Origin of the sequence: Arthrobacter sp. ZGTC212 (assembly GCF_002929255.1) — a bacterium.
GTDB classification, from domain to species: Bacteria; Actinomycetota; Actinomycetes; order Actinomycetales; family Micrococcaceae; genus Arthrobacter_B; species Arthrobacter_B sunyaminii.
This window is the reverse complement of sequence record NZ_PJIJ01000042.1, coordinates 1-624: the sequence shown is the minus strand read 5'-3', so window position 1 is coordinate 624 and position 624 is coordinate 1. Positions and strand designations below refer to the sequence as shown.

Here is a 624-nt window from a genome sequence, read left to right as displayed (position 1 = left end):
AACCGGCACGGATACCGGCACTACGGCTGCCACCAACCCCCGCACGACCACCAGTACCGGCACCGGGCAAGACGAAGTGTGGAACGAGAACGACCCCGAGCTGGACCGCCGCACCCGGCCACAGAAACAACTCGACGGCCTCGTCGGCGCAGCCAAGGTTGCCCTCGCGACCAACGGCCTGCCCAGCACCGGCGGCAACCGACCCCAAATCATCGCCACCATCAACTACCAGGACCTCCTCCCCCACACCGGTGAGAAGCCACCCGGCACCGGCACGGGAAACTTTGTCTTCACCGGACCCGTCGCCGCGGCCACGCTCCGCAAGATCGCCTGCGACGCCGACATCATCCCCGCACTCCTCGGCACCCACGGCGAAATCCTGGACCTCGGCCGCAAAACCCGGCTCTTCACCCCCACCCAACGCCTCGCCCTCACCGCCCGCGACCAAGGCTGCACCTTCCCCAACTGCACCATCCCCGCCCCCTGGTGCGAAGCCCACCACATCACCTACTGGTCCCACGGCGGCACCACAGACCTGGATAACGGCGCCCTCCTCTGCACCGGCCACCACCACCTGACCCACAAAGAACAATGGACCATCACCACCATCAACGGCACACCCTG

Annotated in this window: 1 protein-coding gene; it reads left to right on the top strand. The window is 67.0% G+C overall.

Features of this window, described 5'->3' with window-relative positions; translation table 11 throughout:
- Positions 1 to 624 (top strand): HNH endonuclease signature motif containing protein (locus CXQ89_RS17750; RefSeq protein ID WP_146067303.1); only part of this gene is annotated, 624 nt, incomplete at both ends.